The sequence below is a fragment of the Diaphorobacter sp. HDW4B genome, assembly GCF_011305535.1.
Taxonomy (GTDB): Bacteria; Pseudomonadota; Gammaproteobacteria; order Burkholderiales; family Burkholderiaceae_C; genus Diaphorobacter_A.
Genome location: NZ_CP049906.1, coordinates 473,841 through 495,802 on the forward strand (window position 1 = coordinate 473,841; position 21,962 = coordinate 495,802).

Annotated in this window: 22 protein-coding genes; 15 read left to right on the top strand and 7 right to left on the bottom strand. The window is 58.5% G+C overall.

The window, feature by feature from the left end; translation table 11 throughout:
* Nucleotides 1–73: 73 nt before the first annotated feature.
* Complete coding sequence (locus tag G7048_RS27010; protein WP_166071573.1) at nucleotides 74–1,132, bottom strand: 3-keto-5-aminohexanoate cleavage protein; 1,059 nt, start codon at nucleotides 1,130–1,132, stop codon at nucleotides 74–76.
* A gap of 162 nt (nucleotides 1,133–1,294) precedes the next feature.
* On the opposite strand from G7048_RS27010, the gene G7048_RS27015 reads away from it, so the two are divergent.
* From G7048_RS27015 to G7048_RS27030, 4 genes are all read left to right on the top strand, one after another.
* Nucleotides 1,295–2,275: an AraC family transcriptional regulator gene (locus G7048_RS27015; protein WP_166071574.1), complete on the top strand. Its 981-nt coding sequence runs from the start codon at nucleotides 1,295–1,297 to the stop codon at nucleotides 2,273–2,275.
* A 178-nt stretch (nucleotides 2,276–2,453) separates the two neighbouring features.
* The gene (locus G7048_RS27020; RefSeq protein ID WP_166071575.1) at nucleotides 2,454–2,744 is read left to right on the top strand and encodes a DNA-binding protein; all 291 of its coding nucleotides are present in this window, start codon (nucleotides 2,454–2,456) and stop codon (nucleotides 2,742–2,744) included.
* Nucleotides 2,745–2,748: 4 nt separating this feature from the next.
* Nucleotides 2,749–4,245 carry a type II toxin-antitoxin system HipA family toxin gene (locus G7048_RS27025; RefSeq protein WP_166071576.1) on the top strand — a complete coding sequence of 499 codons (1,497 nt, stop codon included), beginning with the start codon at nucleotides 2,749–2,751 and terminating at the stop codon, nucleotides 4,243–4,245.
* Between the two features lie 272 nt (nucleotides 4,246–4,517).
* On the top strand, nucleotides 4,518–5,828 hold the full coding sequence (locus tag G7048_RS27030; RefSeq protein ID WP_166071577.1) for a hypothetical protein: 1,311 nt from the start codon (nucleotides 4,518–4,520) through the stop codon (nucleotides 5,826–5,828).
* Between the two features lie 1,081 nt (nucleotides 5,829–6,909).
* Here the strand turns inward: G7048_RS27030 and G7048_RS27035 are convergent.
* On the bottom strand, nucleotides 6,910–7,473 hold the full coding sequence (locus tag G7048_RS27035) for a YqiA/YcfP family alpha/beta fold hydrolase (RefSeq protein WP_166071578.1): 564 nt from the start codon (nucleotides 7,471–7,473) through the stop codon (nucleotides 6,910–6,912).
* Nucleotides 7,474–7,869: 396 nt separating this feature from the next.
* On the opposite strand from G7048_RS27035, the gene G7048_RS27040 reads away from it, so the two are divergent.
* The 4 genes from G7048_RS27040 to G7048_RS27055 all read left to right on the top strand — a co-directional run bounded on the left by G7048_RS27040 (nucleotide 7,870) and on the right by G7048_RS27055 (nucleotide 13,673).
* Nucleotides 7,870–8,868: a hypothetical protein gene (locus G7048_RS27040; RefSeq protein WP_166071579.1), complete on the top strand. Its 999-nt coding sequence runs from the start codon at nucleotides 7,870–7,872 to the stop codon at nucleotides 8,866–8,868.
* A 70-nt stretch (nucleotides 8,869–8,938) separates the two neighbouring features.
* Complete coding sequence (locus G7048_RS27045; protein ID WP_166071580.1) at nucleotides 8,939–11,119, top strand: ATP-binding protein; 2,181 nt, start codon at nucleotides 8,939–8,941, stop codon at nucleotides 11,117–11,119.
* A gap of 78 nt (nucleotides 11,120–11,197) precedes the next feature.
* On the top strand, nucleotides 11,198–12,697 hold the full coding sequence (locus G7048_RS27050; protein WP_166071582.1) for a DUF2779 domain-containing protein: 1,500 nt from the start codon (nucleotides 11,198–11,200) through the stop codon (nucleotides 12,695–12,697).
* Nucleotide 12,698: 1 nt separating this feature from the next.
* On the top strand, nucleotides 12,699–13,673 hold the full coding sequence (locus G7048_RS27055) for a YafY family protein (protein ID WP_166071583.1): 975 nt from the start codon (nucleotides 12,699–12,701) through the stop codon (nucleotides 13,671–13,673).
* Between the two features lie 44 nt (nucleotides 13,674–13,717).
* On the opposite strand, the gene G7048_RS27060 is transcribed toward G7048_RS27055, so the two are convergent.
* The 4 genes from G7048_RS27060 to G7048_RS27075 form a co-directional block, all read right to left on the bottom strand.
* Nucleotides 13,718–13,879: a hypothetical protein gene (locus G7048_RS27060; protein ID WP_166071584.1), complete on the bottom strand. Its 162-nt coding sequence runs from the start codon at nucleotides 13,877–13,879 to the stop codon at nucleotides 13,718–13,720.
* Nucleotides 13,880–13,915: 36 nt separating this feature from the next.
* Nucleotides 13,916–14,077, bottom strand: coding sequence for a hypothetical protein (locus G7048_RS27065; protein ID WP_166071585.1), 162 nt, complete (start codon nucleotides 14,075–14,077; stop codon nucleotides 13,916–13,918).
* A gap of 24 nt (nucleotides 14,078–14,101) precedes the next feature.
* Nucleotides 14,102–14,755, bottom strand: coding sequence for a hypothetical protein (locus G7048_RS27070; RefSeq protein ID WP_166071586.1), 654 nt, complete (start codon nucleotides 14,753–14,755; stop codon nucleotides 14,102–14,104).
* 93 nt (nucleotides 14,756–14,848) lie between these two features.
* Complete coding sequence (locus G7048_RS27075; protein ID WP_166071587.1) at nucleotides 14,849–15,757, bottom strand: YafY family protein; 909 nt, start codon at nucleotides 15,755–15,757, stop codon at nucleotides 14,849–14,851.
* A 102-nt stretch (nucleotides 15,758–15,859) separates the two neighbouring features.
* On the opposite strand from G7048_RS27075, the gene G7048_RS27080 reads away from it, so the two are divergent.
* The 7 genes from G7048_RS27080 to G7048_RS27110 all read left to right on the top strand — a co-directional run bounded on the left by G7048_RS27080 (nucleotide 15,860) and on the right by G7048_RS27110 (nucleotide 20,907).
* Nucleotides 15,860–16,936 carry a metallophosphoesterase gene (locus tag G7048_RS27080; protein WP_166071589.1) on the top strand — a complete coding sequence of 359 codons (1,077 nt, stop codon included), beginning with the start codon at nucleotides 15,860–15,862 and terminating at the stop codon, nucleotides 16,934–16,936.
* Between the two features lie 87 nt (nucleotides 16,937–17,023).
* Nucleotides 17,024–17,482, top strand: coding sequence for a hypothetical protein (locus tag G7048_RS27085; protein WP_166071590.1), 459 nt, complete (start codon nucleotides 17,024–17,026; stop codon nucleotides 17,480–17,482).
* A gap of 136 nt (nucleotides 17,483–17,618) precedes the next feature.
* A complete protein-coding gene (locus G7048_RS27090) occupies nucleotides 17,619–18,584 on the top strand; it encodes a YafY family protein (protein ID WP_240933378.1) in 966 nt (321 codons plus the stop codon).
* Between the two features lie 217 nt (nucleotides 18,585–18,801).
* A complete protein-coding gene (locus G7048_RS27095; RefSeq protein ID WP_240933379.1) occupies nucleotides 18,802–19,074 on the top strand; it encodes a hypothetical protein in 273 nt (90 codons plus the stop codon).
* Between the two features lie 68 nt (nucleotides 19,075–19,142).
* Complete coding sequence (locus G7048_RS27100) at nucleotides 19,143–19,481, top strand: TM2 domain-containing protein (RefSeq protein ID WP_240933380.1); 339 nt, start codon at nucleotides 19,143–19,145, stop codon at nucleotides 19,479–19,481.
* A gap of 38 nt (nucleotides 19,482–19,519) precedes the next feature.
* On the top strand, nucleotides 19,520–19,843 hold the full coding sequence (locus G7048_RS28630) for a hypothetical protein (RefSeq protein WP_240933381.1): 324 nt from the start codon (nucleotides 19,520–19,522) through the stop codon (nucleotides 19,841–19,843).
* 53 nt (nucleotides 19,844–19,896) lie between these two features.
* On the top strand, nucleotides 19,897–20,907 hold the full coding sequence (locus tag G7048_RS27110; protein ID WP_166071592.1) for a hypothetical protein: 1,011 nt from the start codon (nucleotides 19,897–19,899) through the stop codon (nucleotides 20,905–20,907).
* 56 nt (nucleotides 20,908–20,963) lie between these two features.
* Here G7048_RS27110 and G7048_RS27115 read toward each other — a convergent pair whose 3' ends face one another.
* Complete coding sequence (locus tag G7048_RS27115; protein WP_166071593.1) at nucleotides 20,964–21,938, bottom strand: LysR family transcriptional regulator; 975 nt, start codon at nucleotides 21,936–21,938, stop codon at nucleotides 20,964–20,966.
* Between the last annotated feature and the right edge of the window lie 24 nt (nucleotides 21,939–21,962).

A 21,962-nucleotide genomic window follows, 5' to 3' on the forward strand; every position in this document is an offset into this window, starting at 1 on the left:
TGAGTCCGTTCTGGTGACGACTTCAGATGGCGCGCTCAAGCAGTCTCTTCAAGCGGCCTTGTTGTGCGGCCTTTTAGGCAACCTTTTGCAGATAACCTTGCTGACCACCATTGCGGTTCGGTGCAAAGCCGTTCTTTGCCAGCGACTCTTCCACGGTGTCGTAGAACACGCCGATCTGGCACATCTCACGTGCTTGTGCTGGCGTGGCGATGGGGCGGCTGCATTCCTTGGCGATGCGCACCAGCTGTTCGATCTGCTCGACGGTGCCCATCTTCTTGGTGCGAGTCTGGTTCCACAGGTTGTCTTCCGTGCCGCAGCGCACGTGCAGGCCCATGGCGATGCCCATCATGTTGATCGGAAGAACATTGAGCACCGAGGCTTCCACGGTCAGGATCGCGCCGTCCGGCACTGCGCGCACGAAGTTGGCCAGGCTGTAGATGCTGGGTGCATCCATGCCGCCGCCGATGGCCACCCAGTTCATCACCAGTGGACCCTTGTAGATGCCGCGACGCATCAGGCGCTCGACCGACTCGAAGCTGTTGATGTTGTAGCACTGGAAAGCGCTCTGGATGCCCGCTGCGGTCAGGCGCTTGATGTGCTCTTCGGCCCAGCCCGGTTGCGCAGGCACGGTCATTTCCTTGTAGGCGTTGAAGACGGCTGGGTCTTCCATCGACGTGCCCTTGATGTCGCGTGCGTCGAACTGCTCGAGGATGTTCATCTGCGAGGTGTTGATCGTCACGGTCACCTGATCGGGCTTGGGGTCGAGCTCGGCCAGCATGTGGCGTGTGTCGTCGCTCAGCCACTTGGCGGCGGCGCCGTCGGTCTCTGGTGCGAAGCTGATCGAGCCACCCACCTGGATGATCATCTCTGGCACGCGGGCGCGCACACCGGCGATCAGCTCGTTGAACTTCGACAGGCGCTTGCTGCCGCGACCGTCGAGCTCACGCACGTGCAGGTGCAGCACCTGCGCACCGGCGTTGTAGCAGTCGACCGCCTTCTGGATCTGCTCTTCCATCGTCACCGCGATTTCGCCGGGGAAATCGTCGGGCATCCACGAAGGTGCGTAGGGCGCTGCAGTGATGATCAGCGGTTGCTGGTTTTCGGGAAACAGGTGGCCGTCGAGAAAATTCATGTTGTGCTTTCCGGTTCAGTAGCGGGTGATGAATGAAGGCGTGCAAAGCGCCTCGTCCGGATCTGAATTTAGGGAGATTGCGGCCTTGATGTTTGACATAATGGGACGCTTATTTATCCGATTGGGACATCAAGGGAAAACCCCTTCCTCCCCCGAAAAGCCATGACCGCCCTGATGCGCAGCGCCAGCCTCACGCATTACTCCGATCTCGCCGTCAGCGTCGGCCTCGTGCCGCACGAGATGCTTGCCATGGTGGGCTTGCCGCGTTCGTGCCTCGACAACACCGAGCTGCGCATTCCTGCGGCGGCGGTGATGCGGCTGATGGAAATCTCGGGCGAAATGTCTGGCGAGGAAGCCTTCGGTCTTCGCCTGTCGGTCACGCGCAGACTGTCCTCGTTCGGCGTCGTGGGCATGCTCGCGCGCGATGAACCCACATTGCGTCAGGCGCTCGACACGCTCACGCGGTATCTCTATCTGCACAACGAAAGTCTGACCACGCAGATCCACGAATCGGGCGGCGTGGCGGTGATCGAACAGCTGTTTTTGCCCTCGGTGAATGCGGGCAGACAAGCCATCGAAATGGCCATGGGCGCGCTGTACCACACGCTCTGCCTCGCGCTCGGCAAGGGCTGGCAGCCGCGCAGCATCAGCTTCATGCACCCGCCGCCTGCCAACCTGTCGTGGCACCGCAGCATTCTGGGCAGCAATCTGCTGTTCTCGCAGGACCACAACGGCATCGCGCTACTGTCCTCCGACATGGATGCGCCACTCGACTTTGCCGACCCCGTCATGCGCCAGCAGATGCGGCAACTGGTGAACGACAAGGAGCTGCCGGTCACCGGCTATTCATTCCGCGACGAAGTTGTGCAACTCATCATGGCCCTGCTGCCCACCGGCCGCTGCAGCGCCGACCAGATCGCCATGCACCTGGGCGTGGACCGCCGCACCGTGCACCGCCGACTGGTCGCGCATGGCACGACCTTCATGCAACTGCTCGACGAAATCCGCGCCGAGCAAGCCCAACGCCTGCTCGGCTACGGCGACCGCAAACTCTCCGACATCGCACCGCTGCTGGGCTTCAGCAGCCTGAGCGCGTTTTCTAGGTGGAGGGCGGGGAGGCGTGCGATGACAGACGAGGGTTGAACTGAAGGCCGATGGCTGCGTTGCAATGAGTTTTGTTTCCAATACTACCCATATTCAAGAAATGGGTAGTATTAGATACATTGCTGAGGATAATTTTGTATCGTAAACTACCCATGAAATGCTTGTGGGTAGTTCAATGCACACTTCTGAGCTGTCTTCCTCTTCCGATACGCCCTCCGTGAGAGAGGTGCTTCAAGACGCCGTCTCGAAGTCCCCTCTGTCGATTGTCGAGATCGCCGAAAAATCCGGTGTGAGCCGCAAGGCGCTCTACAGCCTTCTCAAGGGCGATGCCGACCCGCGCCTGTCCACCATCGAAGCGCTGGCACACACCTTGGGTCTGGGCATTGTCGTGGCCCCCAAGGCGGTGGAGCAGCTTCAGCTTCACAGGCCCGTGCTCAGGCAAGCTTCAGAGCACTCGAAGATCCGGCGTTTGCTGACGGCTCATGAAGAGAAGGCCAGAAAGGACTGACGCCATGGACCTGAGCATTCTCCAAATCTCCATGGCGGGGCCGGATGGCAAGCCGTCGATTCCACTCGGTCTGCTGTTTCGGTACGGTGCCGACCAGCCCAATGGGATTGTGCGATTCATCCCGGGGACTGCCTACATCCGCAACCCCGATCGCCCTGTGTTGAGCCTGCTGTTCACCGGCGATACGGAAGAGGAGAGTCAACGTCTTCTGGCGGACTTCTATACCGCAGACTTCAATGGCCTGCGCGCGGATTCCGGCAAGCCCGGACCGAATGGCCTGCATCCCTTGCTGTTGCCTGCCTGGTTCCAGAATCTGCTTCCCGAAGGCACTTTCCGCGAACACATTGCCCAGATTCGCGGCTGCGACGTGACGAACCATTTCGAGCTGCTCGCGGCATGTGGCGCCGATCTGCCCGGCGCGGTGTATGCGTTGCCGTATGAGGGTGTGACGCCCGAGCTGATGCAGACTTTGGTGACCAACAATCAGGACGCTCTCGAAGTGTCGGTTGTCGAGACTCCGCTGGTCGAGGGCATTTCATTGTCCGGTGTGCAGCCCAAGCTCGGTGTGAACGAGGACAGCAAGGGGCGCTATGTGGCCCGCACCAAGCTCAGCGAGGTCTCGCACATCATCGCCAAGCTGCCGGTCGTCGACTATCCCAGAATGCCCGAGGTGGAACACCTCAGCATGGAGCTGGCACGCATGGCGGGCGTGGATGCTTGCCAGACCCGCCTCGTGCCGCTGGAAAAGCTTCTGGCCGATCACGTCTATGACCTGGGCTCGCCGGACGAACGCACCACGATGTTCCTCGCGGTGCCGAGATATGACCGCGACAAGCCGTCGCGGGTGCATGCGGAGGACATGGCACAAGTGCTTGGGTTTCTTCCGCATGAGAAGTACACCACCAAGGTGTCGTACTCCCTGCTGATGCAGGTGTTCATGGGCTACCCCAGTCTTGGCGAAGCCGCAGTGCTCGAGCTGCTGCGGCGTCTGGCCGTCAATGAACTCATCGGCAATGCCGACTGCCACCTGAAGAACATCGGCGTCTACTACCCAAACGGAGTGGACCCGGAGCTGCCTCCTGCCTACGACATCGTGGCGCACCATGTCTTCAATGGTGCGCAGGGGCATGCGCTCTACATCCTGCCGGAGCGAATGCAAAAGGATCTGGAGGCAAGGCAGTTCAAGGAACTGGAACGAAAGCACCTCGCGGAACACGACAAGCCCATGTCGGCAGCGCAAAGTGCCGCTGCGTCCAAGCTGCAGTTGCTGCGACCCAGCACGCTCAAGGTGCTGGCCGAAGAGGTTCAGCTTCCGTACAAGCTCCTGCAGACCACCGTGGACAAGGTCGTCACACTGGCCGCCAGAACATGGCCAGCAGCCATCGATGCCAGCGAGTTAACAGCTGTGCAGAAGACCAGGATGAAGTCGTTTCTTGAAGGGCATCCAGCCGTGCAAGCCGTGCGGCGACGGCAAAGTCTGCAGAAGACGAAGAGCCTTTGAAACGGCTTTGAACGTGCTCAGGCGGCACGCACACCCAACGGCGACAGCCCTTGCATCTTGGAAGTGATCGACACCGTCAACAGGTCAGACTCATTGACTGGTTTGGATGGATGCCGCATTCATCGCAAATGTCATCAAACATTCGCATACACGATATGTGTATGTTTGGTGTCAATCAAATAGCAAAACCAATTGACATTACTATTGATCTATTGAAATCTACTTGTCATTAGTATTTTAAATACTCACTGACTTGAAATGACGAGGGATCAATGACTGTTTCAATATTTCATCCGCTCATGTGGGCTGCGGCTGGCTTGGCTGTTGTCGGCCCTGCGTATGCCGATACATACACCGTTCCGCCAGGCATCAATACCCTGACAGTGGAGCTCAAGGGCGGTGGCGGCGGTGCGGGCGGCGCTGACGCTGGCGGAGCCGGTGGAGTGGGCATCAATGGCTCACAGATGGTGATTCAACTGGCCGTGCAACCCGGCCTGAGCGTTGACTATGGCGTGGCAAAAGGTGGAACCAGCGGCGGCTCGTACGACGCGACCAAGGGGACCGCTTCAGTGGCCGGAGCCAGTGGATTCGGCAGTGGAGGCGCAGGTGGTGCCGGGCCACTTGCTAACTTAACACCATCCCCTGACCCCCAAAGCGGCAGTGGCGGAGGCGGCAGCGGCGGCGGTGCCAGCTACGTTTCATACAACGGACTATGGGCGCGAGCCGGTGGTGGAGGCGGAGGCGGCGCTGGAAGCTGGGGACGCGCTGCCTACACCGTGACGATTCCTGCTGTCGCGCCGGTGGAAACAGCCGCTTGCGCCACAGCTGCCGATGGAGCGGCCGGTGAAGATGGCACGGGGACGCGTGCCGGCAGTCCCAACCGAGGCGGAGGCGGTGGAGGCGGCGGAGGCGGTGGTTACCAAGGTGCGGCAGGTACCGGCGGTGCGGCTGGCTGGGATAGCGCTGGCGCAGATGTGGACGGTGCCCATGCAGGTGGTGTCGGTGGTTCATGCTATTCGACAGGCATCACGCTGAGCAGCAGCAACCCCACGGGTGGTGGCGCTGGATCGACTACCCCACCAACCACTTCGGACGGCACAGTCATTCCCCCCGCAGCGGCCAATGGTGAAGATGGCAGTGTGATCGTGACACCAGGTCCGGTGGCCCCAGTCACTCCAACGGCCAAGGCCGGTGATTCGTCGGCAACGCTTGATGTCACCTTGCCGCCAACCATCCAACCCGGCGATGTGACCAGCTATGAATTCAGCTGCACCCCGATCATGGGCGCGGGCAATCCGCTGACCACAAGCAGTCTGCCATTGACCGTCATGGGGCTGACCAACGGCACCACATACACCTGCACCGTGATCGCCAATCTGGTCGATCCCAACACCAAGCTGCCCTACAAGACGCCAGTTGGACCGACCGCCCAGGTCACGCCCACGGCACCCACTGTGCCAACGACACCAACCGTACCGACAGCTCCTGCTGAGGCGACCCCGGTGCCAAGTCTGGGTGGAATGGGCATTGTCCTTTTGAGTGGATTACTGGCGTTCTTTGGACTCCGTCGCAAGCACGGCTGATATACGCCGTTGAGTGCTTCAGCGACCTCATGAGACCCTTCAGTGAAATGAAGGAGTTTCCGTTTCGCTGAAAAGGGAAATGATCCTCCCGCCACCTCACTCCGGAGCTCGTAGGTGGTAGGGGGCTGGTTCAGCGACGCGAGCGAAGCGCTGTTGCCAGTACCTTCACTTATTGCCAATTCCAAGCCCGCGTATATGTCAGATGGGGGCATGGGTTGAGCATTTTCACGGCGATCCATGCGTCAGGCCTGTGAACGACATGAGGAGACAGAAAATGCGTAGGCGAGGGTCGGCTGCCCAAGTGTGAGAGGTTGGCGAACGCAGTCACGGCATCGTAAATTACTCGGATTACATGAAATTCAGTAAGCTTGCAAAATATGATTATTTAAAAGAATTGAGTTGCATGACATGAGAATTCCGTTCAAATGGAAGAGTGATGCGCGGTGCATCACTTAAATTGAACAAGGGTTAACCCTTTAGTTTCAAAATGAAATTTTATAATGTGAAATATTGACGTGTCATATGCTCCTCAGACAGTTCCGCAAACTGCATTCCCGCTGTGCACTGCACAATCTGAGACACAGGTCGTGCTGTCGCCCAAGTCATTGTGATGCGTGAGTCGTGCAGCGGGTTCTGGTTCGCCATCGCAAGACTTCAATCGTTTTTGCCAGGACGTCCACATATCTCGCAACTGATGTACGACACAGCTTCTGCATGCTGAATCAGTCACGCTTGGTCGTCGTCGGCATCATGCTGCGCGTAAAACTGCAAGGTACCGAACGTCTGCTTGACCAGCGATGCAAAGACCTGGGGAGTTCCCTCGTGGGCCGCGAGGCGCTGCGCAGAGCACATCGATGGTGTCGAATCAGCCCTCCCCACTCTGCAGACCAAACGACATCTTGGATTCGTTGAGCGGGTTGTCCCATTCGGAAAACATCTTGGGATACTTGAATCGCAGTTGTCGCTCGAGTTCGGCGTTCATCACTGTGCCTTTGTTGAACGCAGGTTGCGATTCATGCGCAGAGTGAGTTCACTGCGTCCGCGACTGGCTCGCACTTATCTGGCAATGGATTGCTCTGACTCACTGCCCGATCAGTTCGACGATATGCGGTACCAGGTCCAGCACGTTCTTGAACTGATGGCCTCGCTTGTCGTGGAACTGGAGGATTTGGGCATGCCGGAGCTCCTTGACCGTGCGGGGCACATCGATGCGTTCGTCATCCATGGCGATGGCCACTTTGACATTCGCCCATAGCACTTCCGAGTATCCTGTATCCGGCCACGAATTCTGGTCTTTTGAATCTGGTTTGTAGTGACTCAGTGCGGCTTCCATGCCTGCACGTTCTGGATGGTCCCGAAACACCGTCAATTCGGGGCGTAGACTGGGATTGATCAGGAATGCCTTGGTGTCGTAACGCCCACTCAAAAGTAGTGAGTACAAACCTCCAAGACTCGATCCGATAACGGCACTTATTCGTTCGCTTTGAACGATATGGGCCAAAGCAGGAAGATCTATTCGTGGGTCTGAATGGTGCGTTGGGATGAAGACCGTGTGTCCCAGCGACTCCAATGCGGCCTTGAGCGATGTGGTTTTCTCGCTGTTGCCGGATGAGCCGTGTCTGTGAATGTAGAGAATTTTTCCCATGGATCGTAGTGGTTCCTTGCTTGCAAATTGTGGTTCAGTCACCAGCCCTCTTCATTTCCCGGAGGCATGCGTTCGTCATCGACAAGCAGTTTTTGGATGAGCGCGTGGACGGTGTGTGTATGCTTGTCATCTCCAATTTTGCGCCTGTCTTGCGGCGGTGATGAGCTTAATTATCTGCACGCAGGCGACAGTTTGTGTCGCATGAAAAAGCGGTTTGCATGCGACGCACTTTGTCATCTCAGAGATCAAACTTCGAGACGCTTCAACTCTCGATGACATTGAATATCCATGAGACAGACCAGTACCGCCCAGCCCTTCGCCGTAGAGGTAGGAGCCTTTCAGTTTTCTCGCATTCGGGATGAGGTCAAGCACAAGCCGGCTGCTCAGCCAAATGCCATGTTGATGAATCTGGGCGCGGTGCAGCATCTTCTGCAGGAGCAATCCATCTATTGCGCGCCGCCCGTTGTCAGTGCCGATGGGGTGTGGCTTTCGGTGGCAGGGGGGAGTCGAGAGACATCCGCCGATGCGCAATCCAGCCGTACGCTTTTGGCAGCACTGCATGGACTTCTGGATGCGTTTCCCGTGGGCGGCGATGTGGCTGGTCGTCACTCTGCCTTGCCGGTGCGCGCATTGCATGCGAGGAAGACGTCGGCCAAGCGTCACATGGACAAGCTGACGCCTGAAGCTTTTCCTTCCGTCGCGTCCTTGCATGTGAGCGATGGTCAGATCTGCGCTGTCCATTGCGGTGAAGCGCGCATCTGGCGGCTGCGCCATACCGAGTCGGAGCATGTGGAAGTCAAATTGCTCAGCCGCGCAAAACAGGATGCATCCGATCGCGAATTGGATATGGTGCAAATCGATCTGCGCTCGTGTGGCAACACCTGGGTCCATGCGAACTATTCGGACGTGCGCGAGGGTGATGTGTACCTGCTGTCGCTCGCGGGCATTCATGACGTGCATGCCGGCATGGACCTCGCGCAATTGTGGAACCCTGCCGAGAGCCTGCACTACAACCTGCACACGCTGGAATGCGTCTGGCGCTCATGGGGCATGGACGAGCAGATTTCGGTCGTGGCGCTGAAGTGCCATGGATCGGATGCGGTGACCGATTCTTCGTCGGTGTGCAGAGCCACTGGCGAGCAGGTGGGACGTCTGCAGGATCTGATTCGGTCCTCGACAGATTGCGTTTCCATTTCCTGGATCCAGCGACGTATGCGAGTGGGCTATCTCCATGCATGGGAGCTGCTGGAGCATCTTTTCCTGGAGGGCACTCTCGTGCGGCATTGGAAAGAAGATGAAGAGGGAGGAGCGCGCCTGTTCTGCGCATCTCGTCCCGGTGGCCAGCCAAAGCCGGGACAGATCTGGCTGCGCCCACAGACCTGGCTCAACGTCTGATGGACTGTGGACCAGCCGGTGGATTTTTTCATGCGACACAAAACGTCGCGTCCCTTGAGATGATGAAGCTATGGAAAATCAAGTCATATCCACCATTGAGGTACCTTGCTCGACGTCGGGCAGCCTGATTCGCGTGGACCCTGTCATATACCTCTGGATTCTGCGCATCCTGCTGCGTCTTGGCGGCCACCGCAAGTTCATCAAAACCTTTGGGTTCATGGACGATGAATTGGCCGAGGCCATCGGTATGGAGACATGGCTGGAGGACGGCGTCGCCACCTCGCGCAAGGATCTGCGGGCAATCGTGAAACGGAACAAGTTTCGCATGGATGAAACGGTCGAGTTCGACGCGTCGGGTGCCTTGGCCCATGTGCGTGAAGAGCATGAGGCGCTGGAGCCACAAGCGGCCAGTCTGACCATGCGCGGTTGCCTGCGCCGCAACGTGGAACAACTGGCCGAGCTGGCGGGGTTGAGTCATGTGGACTGTCGGATTCTGGAGTTCGCTGTGCTCATGCACAACGAACAGATGCTTCATGAAGCGGTGGGCTTGTTGGGGAACCTGACATCGACCAAAGCCTTCCATGCACTCTCCGTCATTCTGGATCTGCCTGAGCCGGACGTTCGCGCAGCGCTGGGCGTGCAGGGCGTTCTGTCACGTTCCGGATTGCTGACGCTGGATCGCACCAGCTCGGCGGAGCTTCATGCCAAGCTGTGTCTGCTGTGCGAAGTCTTTGCCGATCTGATGGCGACCTCGGACATCGCGCCTGTCGGGTTGCTGCGAGGCACGGTCACAGCAGCTGCTCCCGGTCACCTGCAGCTCTCCGACTACACGCACATCCAGCCTTCTCTGGACATTTTGCTGCCCTATCTGCGCCAAGCCACCAAGTCGCGCAAGAGTGGGGTCAACATCTTTCTGCATGGCGCTCCGGGCACGGGCAAGAGCCAGCTGGTCCGCACGCTTGCCAAGGAATTGCAGAGCGAGCTGTTCGAAGTCGCTTGCGAGGATGAGGATGGCGACGCGCTCAAGGGTGAGCGCCGACTGCGCTCTTACAGGGCTGCGCAGAGCTTCTTTGCACACCGACAGGCGCTGATGGTGTTCGACGAGGTGGAGGACGTGTTCTCCTGCAGCGATGAAGGCTTCTCCCGAGGTACCGACAGCACCGCTCAAGTGCGCAAGGGCTGGATCAATCGCATGCTGGAGGAGAACCCGATGCCGACGTTCTGGCTCTCCAACTCCATGCGTGGCCTGGATCCGGCCTTTGTTCGGCGTTTCGACATGGTGATCGAATTGCCTGTGCCGCCCAGAAGTCAGCGCGAAAAGATTCTGAAGGACAGTGCTGCCGACCTGCTCGAGCCCTACCGGCTTGCGCGACTTGCCGAAGCCGAAGTGCTGGCCCCGGCCATCATTGCCAAGGCCGGTTCCGTCGTTCGTGCAATCCAGCAGGATCTGGAGCCCGGCAAGGTGGGCGAGTCCTTCGAGCGCCTGATCTCCAGCACGATCGAGGCGCAGGGGCACAGTCCCTTGTCGTCGAACGACATGCATCGCCTTCCCGAAATCTACGACCCCGGCTTCATTCATGCCGATGTCGATCTGGCCAGCGTGGCGAACGGACTTCAGTCGGTGGGCAGTGGCCGACTCTGTCTGTATGGACCTTCTGGCACTGGGAAAACCGCGTACGGGCGTTGGCTCGCGCAGCAACTGGGTGTGCCGCTGCACGTCAAACGGGCCTCGGACCTGATGTCCATGTGGGTCGGTGGCAACGAGAAAAACATCTCGCGCGCGTTTCGCAACGCGCAGGACGATGGCGCGGTGTTGCTGATGGACGAGGTGGACAGCTTTCTGCAGGACAGGCGTGGCGTCAGGAGTGGCTGGGAGGTGAACCTCGTCAACGAGATGCTCACGCAGATGGAGTCGTTTTCCGGCGTGTTCATCGCCTCGACCAATCTGATGGACAACCTGGACCAGGCCGCGTTGCGACGCTTTGACCTCAAGGTGAAGTTTGATTTTCTGCGTGCGGAGCAGGCCCGTGCGCTGCTGCTCAGGCATTGCGTGGCGCTGGGTTTGCAAGCGCCGCGCAGCGATGCAATGGAGCGCCTCGATCGCTTGCAGCAGCTGACGCCCGGCGATTTTGCGGTCGTGCTGCGCCAGCATCGCTTTCGACTATTCGACAGTGCGGACATGCTGGTGTCCGCTCTGGATGCGGAATGCGCTGTCAAGGAGTCGGCCAAACGCAGCATCGGCTTCCGTTGAACGGCCCGTTTGATCGGCCTATTTTCTGCCGATCTCATGACACAATTCGTCACATCAGCGAAGAGGGACGAGACAAGAATGCGCACGCTTTCCAAATCGAAATTGCTGGCCTTCCGCCAGTGTCCAAGGCGGCTCTGGTTGGAGGTGCACAAGCCCGAGTTGCGCGAGGACTCCAGCGCCACGCAGGCAAGTTTCGCCACGGGGCACAAGGTGGGTGAGATTGCCCAGCGGCTCTACGACCCCAACGGTGTCGGCGCGGTGCTCGATCCTTTCACTGAAGGATTTGATGAGGCCTTCGCACGCACCCAGACCTTGCTGCGGACCAAGCAGCCTATCTTCGAGGCGGGCTACAAAGCAGGAGGTGCGTTGGCGTTCGCTGACGTCATGCTGCCCGTGTCGCGCGCTGGAAAGTCCGTTTGGCGCATGGTGGAGGTCAAATCATCCACCTCCGTCAAAAGTTATCACCGTGACGATGCGGCCGTGCAGGCCTTTGTGGCACGAGCGTGTGGCGTACCACTTTCTGCCATCGCACTGGCGCACATCGACAGCTCCTGGGTGTATCCGGGCGGTGGCGACTACGAGGGCCTGCTTGTCGAAAGCGATTTGACCGAAGAGGCCTTCGCCAGAGAATCGGAGGTCCGCGACTGGATTGCTGGAGCGCAGTCGGTTGCGGCATCAAAGCGTGAGCCGAGCGTCGCCACGGGAGAGCAGTGCAATGACCCATATGCCTGTGGTTTCGCCGCGCATTGCCAGAGCCAGGAAACCCAGGCGGAGCAGCCCATTCACTGGCTGCCGGGGCCGTTCAGCGCGGCCCTGAAGACCCATGTGGCCGACAACGGTTTGACCGAACTGCGCGATGTGCCGGACAGCTTGCTCAACGAGCGGCAAAGGCGGGTCAAGTCGCAAACGCTTTCGGGCAAGGCGCACTTCGAGCAAGCCGCTGCGGCGCAGTCGTTGAGCGCCTACAAACTGCCCGCCTATTTCATGGACTTCGAGACCATCCAATTTGCGGTTCCGATCTGGAAGGGCACGAGACCCTACCAACAGATTCCGTTCCAGTTCAGCGTGCATCGACTCTCGCGCACCGGCAAGCTGGAGCAGCAGGCGTTTCTCGATCTGTCGGGCAACGACCCATGCAGATGTTTTGCCGAGGCCCTCATCGATGCCTGCGGAGAACGTGGCCCGATCTATGTCTACAACGGCGCGTTCGAGAAAAAGCGCATCAGCGATCTGGCCGAGTTCTTTGCCGATCTCTCGGAGTCGCTGCTGGCCTTGAACGAACGTGTGGTCGATCTGCTGCCGATCGCGCGCGCACATTTCTATCACCCGAGCCAGAAGGGCAGTTGGAGCATCAAGGCGGTGCTGCCTGCGCTTTGCCCCGATCTGAAATATGCCGATCTGGATGGCGTGCAGGACGGAGGGGCTGCCATGGATGCCTATCTGGAAGCTCTGGCGGTGCAGACGACACCCGCGCGCAAAGCGGAAATCGAAAAGCAATTGCTGGCGTATTGCGCGCTGGACACCTACGCACTGGTCCGACTGTGGGCCGCATTCACCGGAAACACACTGAAGAGTTGATATGCCGAAACGACCCGATACCCTGGAGACCGTGAAGCTGGCGATGGAACTGCTCAAACGCATTCCACGCCACGGAAAAATCACCGCGCAGCAACTGCATGAGCAATTGATGGACGCGGGCATCCAACGCGAGCTGCGCTCGGTGCAGCGTCAGTTGGAAATGCTCAGCGAACATTTCGACATCGAGCGCGATGATCGCAGCCGTCCTTATGGCTACTCATGGCAGAAGGACTCCAAGGCTTTTGCGCTGCCTTATCTCACGACACAGGAAGCGCTATTGTTGCGTCTGGCCGAGGAGCATCTCAGGCAACTGCTGCCAACGCGTCTGATGCGCTCCATGGATGCCTTCTTTGCGCAGGCGCGTCGCAATCTGCATGGCAACGAAAATGCGAAGCTGGAGCGCGAGTGGCCCAAGAAGATCCGGGTCGTGGCAACCAGCCAGCCTCTGTTGCCGCCGACGATTTCGCAGGACGTATTCGCGTCGGTGACCGAAGCCCTCTATTCCAACAAATGGCTGACGCTGGACTACCGCAATGCCAACAAGAAGCGCAGCACGGCCGAAGTGATGCCGCTGGGCTTGGCACAACAGGGACCGAGGTTCTATCTGGTGTGCCGTTACCGCGACTACCAGAACGAGCGCAGTCTGGCCATGCACCGCATTCTCGGAGCCAAGGTCAGCACGCTTTCATTCGATCGTCCGTCGGAGTTCGATCTGAAAAAATACGACGACGACGGCCGCTTTGGTTTCGGCAACGGCAAGCGCGTTCGCTTGTCCTTCCAGATCGAGAACGCCGCCGGATACCACTTGCTGGAATCGATGTTGTCGCAGGACCAGCAATCGGAAGAGTTGCCCAATGGTGACCTGAAGATCACCGCTACCGTGGTGGACAGCGCCATGCTGGAGTGGTGGCTGCGAGGCTTCGGTGATGCGGTGAAAGAGGTCACGCGCACGCCAGTGGACGAGGTTGCCGTTTGAGCGTTCGGCGGCAAGCGGCGCGCTGCGTCGGAGCTGGCGCGTAGTCAGTAGTAAGGGGTGGGCTCGCGGCCCAACCCCGCGATGAACCACTCGATGTTCTTCTTCTTCAACTTGAGCAGGTAAAGAATCTTGCTGCAGAACACCGCCGGACCTTCGGAGTTGCGCTGCCAGTGAAAAATGCCGTCGAGCCGACCCACCAGTTCCACGCACGCATCGTAGGTCTTGTCGTTGTAGCTCGACGATCAGTAGATGCGGATGGCGAGCATCTTTTCGTCTTCGCTGAGCTTGGATTTCTCCAGAACTGCAAAGGGCGCTTCGCGAAAAATGAAGGCATCCGTGAAAACGGTCCGAAAAAACTCCTGAGACAACTCACCTTTTCTGGTGCTGGATGTCGTGCTGCTCATTGGATCTCCTCCCTCGTTGGTCAATCAGTTGGATTTGGCGATCAGCGCATTCACGTTGTTCACCAACGACTGCACCCTCGCGACGCGGTGCTCTGCTTGAAGGCATTGCTCCCAGAAGGACTCCTCGAACACTTTGTTCAGAGCGATTTCAAAGCGCTCCCCTGAATCGAGGAGGTCCACGATTCCGTGTGCGATGGAGTAGTACTCGTTCGACATTCCCTCGTTCATATTGCAGCAGGTACCCATCGGATCGGCCTGCCACAGCAGCAGACTCATGGTGTTTACGTCGATACGTCGATTGACCAGAACGGGCTTGGGCTGACGAAACACGTCGAGGCGATCCTGCTCTTCCAGCTTGTCGGTCAATTGAACAAGATGTTCTTCACGCTGCTCAGGTGAGAGCTTGGCAGCATCGAAGCGTGCAGCAAAGGCTTGGGTCACGGCTTCTCTGGCGCTGCTTCCATTGGCGCGCTGCTGCACGATGGTCTGCGCTTCCGGCAGGTATTCAAATTCACCGCTCACTTCAAGACCATCGAAGCATCCGCAACCGGTCTGCATGATGTCCATCTGCACGAGGACGTCGTTGAGAAATTCTTTGTCCATGGGCTCTGTACCTCTTGTTTGAAACTCGGATCGGGTGCCGACACCATTTGCTGAACCGGCTCTTTTGATTCCCAATGTAGTGTTCGAGACGACAAATCGTGTCGCACTCGACAGGTCGTGGGGTTCATACGTGATTTGAGCGTGCTGCTTTTTTCCCCTTGCAGACCGTTATCGTTTGGTGGTGCTCTTCTTGCCCGCAGCATCAAACCCCGGCGCCAGTGGCGCGCTGGAGACTCCGTCCAGTTGAGCTGGGTCCTGCAGGCGCAGTCGAAACTCGGGTCCACGCAAGGAGGCCTCCGGGCTGCAGTCCACCTGCCATTGACGCAGAACATAGCCTGCCACGGCGGCGCGCAGATGCACCACCAGTCGCCCATTCTTCATGCCAAAGTCCTTGGCAATGACCTTGGGGTGCGGGTGTGCGGGGTGGGGCACCAAGGTCAACGCCAGCTGTCGTTGCCATTGTTCATCGGCCTCGATCAGTTCGTCGGCTGTTGGCGGCGCAAGAGCATCCGATGTCTTCACCCGCTCCATGCGCGTCAACACCAGATCCCGAAAATGCCCTTTCACCCGATCGAATGCCCGCACATGCCAACGCAGGCCGGAGTCCACGATGGAATGCGGCACGATCACGCGCTCCCCAGGCCCTTTCTTCATGGAGTGGTAGGTCAACGAAAGCGTCTGTCGGTTGCGGATGGCGCGCGTAATGGTGGCCAGCGTGTCCAGTGACGGCTGGTTCAGGCGCTCCGGCGTCGCATGCGAAATCAGCTCGCCAGTGGCCACAGGTTCGCCCGCACCGAAGCCGGAAGTCAGTGCTGCAAGCGTGCGGTTCACATCATGCTGGAACAGCGGGCGAAAGCTCGGCAGGTAGCGGTACACCTTCTGCTCGTACTGAACGTTCTTCGGTGCCAGTTCCTTGTAGAGCGCCATGTCTCTGGTTCCCGCAGCCGTGGCTACTTCGAAGCGCTCCAGCACATGCTTTCGTGCCACCTCGCCGAAGAACCACACGCGGAACTCGATGAAGGCAAGGCGCTGTCGTTGAGCGGCGGACAGGGTCGCGGGGGCTGTGGCGTTGTTCATGTGGAGTTGTGGCTCAAATGCAATAGAGGCGAAGTCTAGCACCAATGAAATCAAATTGATGCCATAATGAAAGCGATTAAAATGATTTCACATGGAGGATTCATGAAGCTGGTTCAAGGGTTGGCATCGGGTGATCTGGACATTGTTGGCGATGTGCATGGCGAATACGACGCGCTGTGCCAATTGCTTCAACACCTGGGATATGACGAGCAAGGCAACCACCCACAAGGGCGGAGTCTGGTGTTCGTCGGTGATCTGTGCGACCGCGGGCCGAACACACCAGCAGTCCTCGCACGGGTGCAGCAACTGGTTCAGGCTGGCCGGGCGCAGGTGGCGCTGGGAAACCACGAAATCAACTTGCTGCGTGACGATGCCAAGGACGGCGCCGGATGGTTCTTCGACGAACGGGAGCAACGCGATCAGCACAAGTACGCACCGTTCGCTCGCGTGGCGGACACGGAGCGCGAGCGGGTTCTGGCGTTCGTCTCCACGCTTCCCATCGCGTTGGAGCGGGATGACATCCGCATCGTCCATGCCTCCTGGCTGCAGGACAAGATCGACCGAGTGCGTGACCTTCCCTTGAGCGCCCTGTGTGATCAATACGATGCGTGGGAGGGCTCTGCCGACGAGATCGCCAGCACTACCGACTTGGGTCAGCGCATGCAAGACGAACTCGTCGACTGGCCCTGGGGTCTGGAAGACCGCGACCGCACCCCACCGTTTCTGCATGCGCGCGCCGAACACGAAGCCAACAAGCAGATGCTTAATCCGCTGAAAGTGTTGACCTCCGGGGTCGAGCGCAAGGGCCGCAAGCCATTCTTCGCCGGTGGCAAATGGCGCTTCGCCGATCGAGTCGCCTGGTGGGATGACTACGAGCATGCAACGCCCGTGGTGGTGGGGCACTACTGGCGCCGACTCAACCCGATCAACCGCGCCGACGTGGGCAAGGAAGACATCGACCTGTTCGACGAAATCAAGCCCCTGCACTGGCATGGAAAGCGTGGCAACGTCTTCTGCGTCGACTACTCCGCAGGCGGCCGCTGGGCCGAGCGCAAGGCCAGCGCGCCGCTGGGCAAGGACTACAAACTCGCCGCGCTGCGCTGGCCAGAGCGGGTTCTGACCTTCGACGATGGCAGCACCCTTGCAACCGAAGGTTTTGAGAAGGGCGGCGACATCTGATCGGGCAGTCGATCCACGCAAGTCCGGTCAGTTCCACAACCGATTGGGCCGAGCTTCATCGGCCCGGAAAGGCAAGGTGATCTCTTTATGTACAACATCCACAGACACGAAATCTACCGATTCGAGAACGATGGACTGCTGTACCGGACGTACTACTTCGAAGACGGAGAGATCGCCTTCACCGTGACCGGCGACACACTGCGGCTAGGTCTCGTCACCAAGGAGGACCTCCAGTGGAGCTGGGACTGGATGGAATCGCTGCCCTGTGTGCAGGAGACCTCCACGCTCGTCAACGCACACTCCCAACCATTGCGCGTACTGCGCCATATCGCACAGCGGATCGCGCAATATGTGGGGAAACACCGGTCCATGTTCTTCTATTACAAGGTGGTCAACGATCCTCGGCAGATGAGGATCTATGACCGGCTTGTGGCGCGCCATGCGGGCGTGGCCGGGCTTTATGAGCAGACGCGGGATGCTGCTGGGGAGTATGTGATGTTCACTTTGAAGGGGTCGGTTTGGCTCGCTCCCACATTGCCAAATTGATGTTCGAGATGCACATTGCCATTTTTCTATTGTTTCGCATGTGTTGTGGCCTATGAATGATGGGTCTATCACTATCTGGACATCGGGTAATTGAAACTTTCGCTGCCGAGGAAAAAATATCGAAATCGGACATGGTTTGTCCAAACACTCACTTACGATTCGTTTCATCGAACCGAAATTCAGCGAGAACAACAGACCAATGTCCACTTCTTCCTTCGACACCATCGCCTACCGCCTCAGCGAGATTCTTTTGCGGCTGAATGCTGGGGAGGCTCTGGAAATCAAGAAACTGGCCGACGACTTTGCGGTCAATGAGCGCACGATTCGGCGCGATCTGAACGAGAGGTTCAGCTTTTTGGGATTGGAAAAGAAGGGCAGCCGCTATACCTTGCCGCGCTACAAGCTGGGTACTTACAGTCAACAGGATGTGCAGCGGATCGCGAGCCTGGCTGGGTTGCAAGGCATGTCGCCACGGTTATCCAGCGATTTTCTTGGAGACCTGCTCGACAACAGTTTGCGCGGGGCCTTGTTGGTGCATGGCACGCGGGCCGAGGACATCAGCGGCAAGGAGCACGAGTTGGCGCAACTGCGTGTCGGGATTCAGGATTCCCGCATTGTTCAGTTTGAATATTGCAAGCCGGATGACACGCGCAAGATGGTCAGTGTGAACCCATACAAGCTGGCTTTGAGTGATGGGTCCTGGTATCTGCAGGCGACGGATCAGGGCAAGGTCAAATCGTATGCAGTATCTCGCATTGATCGCTTGCTGGTGACCTCTGACAGTTTCTCGCCGGATGCGTCGGTGCACGAATATCTCAAAAGTGAGGACACGATTTGGCTGAATCAGGAAAAGGCCAAGGTCGTGCTCAAGGTGGCTCCGCCGGCGGCTTCGTATTTTCAGCGGCGTCAGCTGATCGGGAGCCAGAAAATCGAGATGACGCTGGAAGACGGCGAGATTCTGGTGTCGGGATTGATCGCGCATCCCAACCAGATTCTGCCGGTGGTTCGATATTGGATTCCATATATCCGCGTGATCAGCCCGGACGGGCTGCAGGCTGAGCTGGACGCTCAGCTCAAGGCTTATCTGGGCGTTCCCGGGTAATCCACCCATCCATTGGTTTTGAGATGACTGCCGGTTTTTTCCGGTAGCGGGCAGGCTCGTCTACGCATTTTCAACATAACCGCTAACAGGGCGGGTGGGCGGAGCCTTGTCCGGATTCCGACGACACAGACAACAGGGAGAAGAAGCAATGTCCTTTTGCAGAGGCTGCGGCCATCAGATTCATGAGACGGCGGAAAGCTGTCCGCAATGCGGGGCAGTGACCGCTCACAAAGCGTTGCGCGAAGAACAGGGTGGCACCTTGTGGCTTCCCGTGCCATCGCTGGTATGCGGCGTCATTGTGGCGCTTGCATTGTTCGATGAAGGCGATTGGGACATGGACCAGGTGATCGGATGCATTGGCTTTTCCGCAGTCGCCATGGTGCTTGGAGGCATCAGTCTCGCCAAGCAGAAGAAGGGCGCTGGGATGGCCATTGCGGGCCTGATCTTGGGCGGCATTGGGCTGCTCGGCGCGATGGGATCGAAATTTTGATTTTTTGAATATCAAGTCAACAACCGGAGGTAAGAGAGATGGAAAACCAACCCACTGAGAGCCAATCGATGATGTTTTGTCATGGCTGCGCAAAGCCGTTGCATGTGTCGGCGGTGACCTGCCCAAGCTGCGGAGCACCGCAGCGCAAGAGTGCCGCATCCACGGTCGACGAGTCCGAGAAAAACAAGGTGATTGCGGGTGTGCTGGCGCTGCTTCTGGGCGGCTTCGGCATTCACAAGTTCTATACGGGCGCCTGGGGATGGGGGATTGTCTACATCGTCCTGTGCTGGACTTATGTTCCGGCGCTTGTCGCGTTGGTGGAGGGCATCCGTTATCTGGTGCTTTCCAAGGAGGATTTCTCTCGCAAGGCGGCAGCCATGAATGGGCCGTTTGCCTGGCTGTGGTGACTCACTCGGATAACAAAAAAGGAAAGAGAGATCCACACTTGAAGCTTGAACGTTTGTTGCCTTTGCTTCTGTTGCCAGGTGCCGCTCATGCGGGCGGCGGTGGCGGCGGAATACTGGTTCTGATCATTTTTCTGCCGTTGATGATCTGGGCATTCATCAAGATCTGGAGCTACTGGTTCCGTCTGATCTTTGGTGGCCGTGAGGAGGATCGTCGCCCACGTTACCAAGCGCCGCAGTCCTATCCGAGCAGCACGGTTGTGCAAGCTGGTATGGGCCCTGACATGAAGATCTGCCCATTTTGCGCGGAGCCCATTCAGAGCAAGGCCATCAAGTGCAAGCATTGCGGCAGTGATTTGCAGTGATCGGGCCAAGAAGATGGACGGACCAGGTGATTGATTTGAGGAAGATGAGAGAGATGAAGAAGATTTCCAAGGCCGTGCTGCCCTTGTTGGCGGCAATCAGTTTGACGGGTTGCTGGGACAAGTTCAGCAAAACGGAGGAGCCGCAGCCCCAAGCCCAGCCGCAGGCTGCGAGCCAGCCCAAGAAGGACCCGATCGCGCAACTGCAAAGCATGTTGGCGTCCAGAGAGGCCATTGGCTTGAACCTCGAATACGTTGTACGCGTATCGGGGCAGGCCATGCGCATCGAGGGGAATCAACAGCAATTCGATCTGCAAGGCTGCAAGTTCGTGCTGACGACGGACGACGCCAAGCAGTCGATTCTGGGCGTGCAATTGGAGTTGTCCCGCGAGTGCCCTGTGGATGTGGGCCCGATCCTCAATGCCGACAAGCCGATCAGGCCTGCCGAGCTGACCTTCGGTATGGCTGAGCAATACTTTCGGCCGGGCAACTATCTGTCCGACTGCCTGTCGATGTGTGGCAACTCCTACGACCCCAGCATTTTCTGGGCCGCCGAAGGCAGCCGTGCGGATGGGTTCGGAACGGTGGTGTTGAGCGTTCCCATTACGGGTGACGCGGTGGTGAATGCCGCAAGCCGCTGGCGTGACGCCATGGAGAAATCGGAGTCGGAGGATTGGATCGTCGTTCAGACGGGATTCAACTGCGCACCCGAGAAATACCGTGATGTCGCAGTGCGCGAATTCTCAGGAATGCATCCGGCTTATCTGAGCTTTGGACACAGCGTCGAGTATCCGGCGTGTTCGGAACCTGTTCCTGCTACAGCTCCTGTACCTGTTGCCGTGAACAACGGAATGGTGACCGTTCCCAAGCCTCGCTCGGATTGCGACATGGAATATGGCGCGTATCTCAAATCCAAGGGACTGGTGCCCAAGGAAAAGTCCGTCCACGGTCCGGAAGACCGGGACTTTGCGGGATACGGGTGTCCTTATCGCATCGAGCCTGCGCCGGAAAGTCAGGTGAGTCCTGGTGCCAAGGTGACGTTTCGGTCTGCTTGGGAAGCTGGGTGATTCATTGGGGTTGAGAAGCAGTTTCACTCCCGAATCAATGGAGGGATGACGCTGCCTTATCCCGCCAGCTTCGCCACCTCCATCTGATCCAACAGATCATCCCGATCTGCTTCAAACTGCCTTCCTGCGTCATGCAGCCATTCCCGCAGGTGGGCGTTGGTGCCGGTGGGCTCGTTCGTGAAGATGAAGTGGTAGTGCGCCTTGGAAGGGACGGCGAAGGGGACGGGGATCACCAGTCGTCCGCTGACGAGTTCGTCGTAGACCAAGGCGAGGCGTCCCATGGCGATGCCTTGGCCGCTCAGTGCGGCGACGATGGCGAGTTGGGAGAGGTTGAAGTGCACGCCGTTGTGTTTGGGCGGCGTCTGCCCCATGCCTTCCAGCCAGGTATCCCATTCCACAGTGGGCGGGGCGTTGTGCCATGCGCTGGCGTCGTGCAGCATGAGGTTGCTGGGGATGTCGTTCAGGTTGCGGATCTCGGGGTGGCGTTTGAGGAAGTCCGGTGAGGCGACGGGGACCAGCCATTCGCTGAGGAACCGATCTGCATGCAGGTCGGAATAGTGGCCCGGATCGAAGCGGATGCCGACCTGTATGCCGCTGACGCTCATGCCAATGCGATCGAGGCTGTGGAATTCGCCATAGATGCGCACCGACATGCCGGCTTGTTCACGCAACAGATTGCCCACGCGCGGTGTCAGCCACAGCATGGCGAACGACGGCGAGCAGCTCAGATTGAGCGGAGCGTCCTTGCGAGTGTGGGTTTGCCGCAGTTTATCCACGGCTTGATTGAGTGACTGAAATGCCTGTCCGGACACCAGCGACAGACGTGCCCCCTCGCGTGTGAGCGCCAGGGTCCTGCCCCCGCGATGCAGCAGTGTCACGCCCAAGTATTCCTCCAGCTTCTTCACCTGCTGACTGATCGATCCCTGTGTCACATGCAGTTCCTTGGCCGCGACGGTGAAGCTGCCGTTTCTGGCGACCGCATCAAAACACCTCAGCCAAGTAAGCAATGAAGGGGAGAGTAAATTTTTCATTAGTAATACTAATAGTCAGATTGA